Raw genomic sequence first — 5,792 nt, forward strand, 5'->3', positions numbered from 1 at the left:
CCCTCCCAAAGGGAGGGTGAAAGAAAACTGCACGACCTCTGCAGCGGGAGGGGCCGGAAAGCGAGCTTTCAGCGAGATTTCAGGGGGAGGGCAATCCGCGCCGTTTTCGATGCTCGGCCCCCTCCCTCGCGTACGCCTGAACGGCATCGTTCGATCTCCCCCCAAACTTCGTTTCGGGAGAGGTTCTCAATGCTGAAACCCGGCCTCGATCAACCGCACGACATCCTTCCCAGCGACTCCTCGGTTTTCGAACTCGACTATTTTGAAGCCGACGCGAAACTTGCCACAAAGTTTCGCGTCGGCATTTTCATTTGCCTCCCACCAACCCCGCCCCACCAAACTCCCTCCGATGCTACAGCTTTTGATCTCCCCGCGTTGCCTCGCAACGATCCCAGCATTGATCTTCATTGCCTGCACACTGGCCCCCATCGCCCAGGCAGACGAACGACCGTCAGTAATCCTTCACCGTCAAGGCGACCACGATTGCCACACTTTTCGTATTCCCGGGATCGCTCGATCCAACGCGGGAACTTTGCTGGCGGTCTACGACATGCGTTATGACAGCCCTCGTGATCTTCAAGGCCACATGGACATCGGACTTTCGCGTTCCACTGATGGCGGAAAGACCTGGTCCGCTCCACGTCCGATCATGGACATGGGCACCCACGGAGGATTGCCCGAGAACCAAAACGGATGCTCCGACCCCAATATCTTGGTCGACACACACACCGGAGAAATCATCGTCACCGCCGTCTGGACTCACGGCAAACCAGGCACCCATCAATGGCGAGGCAATGGATCCGAACCAGGACTGGACATTGCCAGCTCCACCCAGTTCTTAGCCGTGCGTTCCACCGATGACGGACAAACGTGGTCGTCCCCCGAAAACTGGACCAAGCCACTCAAGGATCCCGAGTGGTACTTGTTCGCTCCCGCGCCAGGCAACGGAATCACCATGACCGACGGTACGCTGGTAATCCCAACGCAAGGCCGCGACCAAACCGGACTGCCGTTTTCCAATCTCATCTACTCACGTGATCACGGACAGACTTGGACCGTCTCGGCACCCGCACGCTCCGACACAACGGAGTGCGCTGTTGCGGAGTTGTCCGATGGTTCGTTGATGTTGAACATGCGAGACAACCGAAATCGCAAAGACAAATCCGATACCAACGGACGAGCCATCAGCGTGACAAGCGACTTGGGCCAGACCTGGACAGTTCACGCCAGCGACCACGGCGCCCTGCCTGAACCTGTCTGCATGTCCAGTTTGATCACACACTCGTTGCCCGACGACCGTCGAGTCTTGTTCTTCAGCAACCCGAACCACAAAACTCGGCGTGCCAACATGACTGTCCGAGCCAGCCTCGATGACGGTGCAACCTGGCCGTCCAATCGACATGTCATTCTGGACACCAACGGCGGAGCCTACAGTTCGCTGGTGATGGTCGACGAAACGACCCTTGGCATCCTCTATGAATCCTCGAGAGCTGACTTAGAATTCCAAACGGTCTCACTGAACGAATTGGGGCTATGACCCAAACAGGATGAATCAGCGTCCCCCTACAATCGCAGCCTCCTGTTTCAACCCAGGTTTCCAGATGGTCTTGCCAACCCCAATTGCTTTGAAACGACAGCGAAACAGAACTCAACCCATGACCACCACCATCCCTCGCCAAACCTTCGTGGCAATTCTCATCAGTTCGATGATGGCAACCAGCCTCCCAGCCAGGTCCGATGATCCATTGCCGCCGTTGGGATCCACTCATCCATCCGACGATTCGTACAAACTGGTTTGGCACGACGAGTTCGTCGGCGACAAACTCGACCGCAGCAAGTGGACGCCCGAAGATGACACCCTTGCAGGCCAATACGGACACGGCAATGGCGAGGCCCAGGTCTACGTGGACGCGGAAGGCGAAACGTTCTTTGTGAAAGATGGCAACCTGACGATCGTTGCCTCGCATGCTCCCGCACATGAATACCCGCTGCGGGATGTTTCCACCGGTCGCTTCCTGAAGAATGTTGATCACTTGCCGTTTCGCTCCGCCAAGTTGACAACCAAACAACTCGCTTCGTTCACCTATGGCATCATCGAGGCCAGGATCAAAAACCCAACGGACGTGACGGGCACCATCACGGCCATTCCAACATGGCCAGCCTTTTGGTTGCTCCCCGAACCAAAGCAAGCTCCGTATTCAGGATACTGGGACCAAGAGGCCGCAAACAGCAAACGAGCACACGGCCTCAATTCGTGGCCCTATAGCGGCGAATTGGACGTGATGGAAATGTCAGGACGTGCCACTCGCCTTTATCATGCCGGAGCGGTTTACCACACATCCCGTGTCAATTGGAGCGTCGGCAACATCGGTTGGTATTCTCACTACCGACGAATCGACGGGGCAATCGATCCCAAACAATGGATCGCGGACCAACAACTCGATGGTTCCCTGCAACCCCGATCAGGTGAATCCTCTTATCCAAATGATTTCCATGTGTACGGGTGCAAATGGACGGAAGAGAAAGTCATCTTCATGCTCGATGGCAAAGAATGGGGACCAGGCCTCAGCTTGACTGACCCGGCCAAATTTGGTGACCGAAACATGTACAACGACTACCCGTTTTACCTCATCTTAAACCAAGCGATTGGCGGAAATTACTTTGGCGTCTGGGGCCCAGATGACCCAGGTCCAGACAAAACAGGCAAGAACGAACTGTACGACACAAGCCTCTTCCCCCAATTCATGCAAGTTGATTGGGTGCGTGTCTACCAGCCTTGAAGCAAGGTTCCCTTGGCATCGCGGTTCCGTTCTTGTTCTCCGCCGCCATCTGCGATCGATTTCGCAGCTCGACTGAATTTGGTGAACTCTTCGACGAGCGGAGACCCGGTTTCTGATCCGCGCTTTCGCGGTAACACCGTTTCACTTTCCCGGTCAGAAACTAAAATCAAAGCTCATGAACCGAAATTCGGCCTCCCCGCTCACACGAATCGAGATACCGACGTGACTCACTTTGACGTTTTCAATGGCGACGCGGATGGTATTTGCGCGCTGCATCAACTGAGGCTGGCGGAACCCAAAGACAGCACGCTGGTGACTGGCGTCAAACGAGACATCAACCTTCTCAAACGTGTCCCCGCAGCCTCGGGCGACTCTGTGACCGTGCTCGACATTTCGCTTGACAAGAACCGCGAAGAACTCCAGCGAGTCCTAGACGCCGAAGTTCCAGTCACTTACTTCGATCACCACTTCGCCGGCGACATTCCGGAATCGTCGCTCTTGTCCACGCACATCGACACCGCCGGCGATGTCTGCACCGGTCTATTGGTCAATCGCTATTTGAATGGTCAGTTCCTGCCTTGGGCGGTCACCGCTCTGTACGGCGACAACCTGCACGATGCGGCAAAGTCCGCCGCCGCACCACTGAACCTCAGCGAATCGCAACTCGCGGAACTGGAACAACTCGGCACGCTGCTCAACTACAACGGCTACGGCGGAACACTCGACGATCTCTACTTTGCTCCCGACGATCTGTATCGCAAAGTCCAACCGTACGCGGACCCGTTTGAGTTCATCGCCTCGGACACCACCTTCAAAACCCTTCGCGACGGTTTCGACAGCGACATGAAGCGAGCGGCTTCGATCGAGCCCAAGATGGCGACCGAATCCTGCGCCGCGTTCTTGTTCCCCAACGATCCCTTTTCACGTCGAGTCAGCGGGGTCTACAGCAACCAACTCGCCCGTGAAAATCCCAACCGAGCCCACGCGTTACTGAGCGAACTGCCGTCGGGCGATTATCTCGTCAGCGTCCGAGCTCCGTTGGCAACCAAGACCGGCGCCGACGAACTCGTCCGCCAATTCCCAACCGGAGGCGGACGCAAAGCCGCGGCCGGCATCAACCAACTCCCCGCCGACCAACTGCAAAAATTCCTCGACACCATGCAGCAACAATTCGCTGGCTAGGCACTCCCCAACAACGCGTGGGCAGGCTGCTAGCCTGGCAGAAAAGAGTCGCAAACAACCGCAGGCTGGCAGCCTGGATTACGAGTCGAGGTTCAGCGGTTCGCCTCCACCGCATCAGACTGCTCGACGGCCGCCTCTTTGACAGAGGCCCCTGCATTCTTCACGTCCAATGAAGCGAACAGAACCTGATGCAGTTTTGCGAGCTCTGCCGCAGCGATCTTGATGACCTTGCGGTCATAACTCATCAATCCATTGATCTCACCTTCCACGTCAGTCGTCTGCGTGTAAACCCCGGCCGCGATTCCCTGGCGACGCAACGTATCAAGCATGTTGATCGACGTCACATATCGCTGCTTGTACTCTTCCATTGACTTGGGAATATCCCCGTACCCCCAGTTGCGACGGCTTGCATCCCACAGATGACCTTGGATTGGAAACCCGTGGCCACCGAACTCACCCATCACTTTGATGTAATCGTCGAAACGGCCGCCGGCTCCCTGATCGAACGGGAATTCGGGATGGGGATATCTGTGCGCGTCGACCACGTCACCCACCGGCCAGAAGTTTCCGCCACTGGCAATGTTGACTGACCTGGAAGGATCACGCTCCACCGTCCACTTGCCCACTTCCATCGTCCGGTGCTGGCCCCAGCGTTCATTGAAAGGCACCCAGCTAACGATCGACGGGTGACTCTCCAGCGTCGTGATCATGCGATCGAGTTCGAGCATGAACTGCTGGTGCTGGGCATCCGGCCACTGAGCATCGACCGGGTTCGGTTTCAACCGAGTCCACTGTGGCCAAGCAACATTGCCCACACCACCGCTCACGTGATCCTGCCAAACCATCATCCCAAGTCGATCACAGTGGTAGTAGTATCGTCGTGGTTCCACCTTGATGTGCTTGCGGATCATGTTGAAACCAGCCTCTTTCAGCCATTCGATGTCGAACAGCATGGCTTCGTCCGACGGAGGCGTCAGCAATCCATCGGGCCACCAACCTTGATCGAGCGGTCCCCAGTGAAAGATCGGTTCCCCGTTGAGCGTGAACCGCCAATGGCCTTCCGCGTCTTTGACTTTGCCTACTTCTCGGATACCAGCATAGGTGTGCAACACATCGTCGTTGACACGCACTTCAATGTCGTAAAGCGTCGGTGTGCTGGGCGTCCACAAAATTGGACTTGGAACCTTCAACAGCAATTCCCCGGTGGAACCATTGGCACGAGCCACCTCCTTGCCATCCAATCTCGCGATGGCTTCCACCTCGAGTTTGCCCGAGAGGCGACCATTGGGAATCACTTTCAGGTTCACGTCGCCATTCGTTTTCGTGTCGATCTTCACCCGCTCGGCGAATAACGCGGGCACTTCTTCCAGCCAGACCGTTTGCCAGATACCAGAAACCTGCGTGTACCAAATGCCACGAGCATTGATCACTTGCTTGCCGCGAAGTTGGTAGGCCTCCGTGGCATCTTCCACGCGAACGACCAGTTCATTCTCACCGTCTTGGATCGCTGAAGTGATATCGAACGAGAAAGGTGTGTTTCCGCCCGTGTGCGTCCCAACACTACGACCGTTGACGAAGACTTCGCAGTGATAGTCGACCGCCTCAAAGTTCAATCGCAACCGCTTGGCATCGGATTTCGCTGCCTCAAATGTGCGCCGGTACCAAAGTGCTTCGGTTGCATCGAGCAACCGCTGGACACCGCCAAGCTTTGATTCCAAGCAATAGGGAACCAGAATCTTGCCATCCCAATTCGACGGTGTTTCAAGCTGATCGATCCCCGAAACTGCATAATCCCATCGCCCGTTCAGGTTTGTCCATTCGTCACGTCGG

The 5,792-nt window shown here is 56.2% G+C and carries 4 protein-coding genes; 3 read left to right on the top strand and 1 reads right to left on the bottom strand.

The genetic code is table 11. From position 1 onward, the window contains the following. Positions 1 to 349: 349 nt before the first annotated feature. The 3 genes from ACF8AM_RS20320 (at position 350) to ACF8AM_RS20330 (ending at position 3,962) form a co-directional block, all read left to right on the top strand. Positions 350 to 1,537 carry an exo-alpha-sialidase gene (locus ACF8AM_RS20320; RefSeq protein WP_392557403.1) on the top strand — a complete coding sequence of 396 codons (1,188 nt, stop codon included), beginning with the start codon at positions 350 to 352 and terminating at the stop codon, positions 1,535 to 1,537. Positions 1,538 to 1,655: 118 nt separating this feature from the next. Beyond that, positions 1,656 to 2,780 (top strand): hypothetical protein, encoded by a 1,125-nt coding sequence (locus ACF8AM_RS20325; RefSeq protein WP_392557404.1) that lies wholly within the window; start codon positions 1,656 to 1,658, stop codon positions 2,778 to 2,780. A gap of 222 nt (positions 2,781 to 3,002) precedes the next feature. Further along, on the top strand, positions 3,003 to 3,962 hold the full coding sequence (locus ACF8AM_RS20330; RefSeq protein WP_392557405.1) for an acetyltransferase: 960 nt from the start codon (positions 3,003 to 3,005) through the stop codon (positions 3,960 to 3,962). Between the two features lie 92 nt (positions 3,963 to 4,054). Here the strand turns inward: ACF8AM_RS20330 and ACF8AM_RS20335 are convergent. Then, positions 4,055 to 5,792 (bottom strand): glycoside hydrolase family 2 protein (locus ACF8AM_RS20335; RefSeq protein WP_392557406.1); only part of this gene is annotated, 1,738 nt, incomplete at its 5' end.

The sequence above is a fragment of the Rhodopirellula sp. JB055 genome, assembly GCF_043100905.1.
Lineage (GTDB): Bacteria > Planctomycetota > Planctomycetia > Pirellulales > Pirellulaceae > Rhodopirellula.